Source organism: Streptomyces sp. URMC 126 (assembly GCF_051386555.1).
Taxonomy (GTDB): Bacteria; Actinomycetota; Actinomycetes; order Streptomycetales; family Streptomycetaceae; genus Streptomyces.
In genome coordinates this window covers 1-233 of record NZ_JBPQTX010001395.1, presented here as the reverse complement: position 1 = coordinate 233, position 233 = coordinate 1, and the positions used below count along the sequence as shown (strand labels likewise).

The 233-nt window shown below is 73.4% G+C and carries 1 protein-coding gene; it reads right to left on the bottom strand.

Annotated features, from left to right (window positions below; genetic code table 11):
• The coding region (locus ACSNOK_RS36420) for a nuclear transport factor 2 family protein (RefSeq protein ID WP_436784926.1) at positions 1-233 on the bottom strand (233 nt) is incomplete at both ends.

Here is a 233-nt window from a genome sequence, read left to right as displayed (position 1 = left end):
CACCTGCCGTATCCGCCCGTCCTCGGCGAGTTCGATCACATCGAACCCGGCGACGGGCGCCGACCCGTCGGAGTCGGACACCAGTTCCCAGCGGAACCGGGCGATGTCGTGATGGCCGTCGACCTCCCCGGCGAGCCGGAACGTGAACCCCGGGAACCGCGCCCGGGCCCCGGCGATGAGCGCGGTGACGCCGTCGTGCCCGCCGACCTGGGCGAGCGGATCGGTGTACCCGC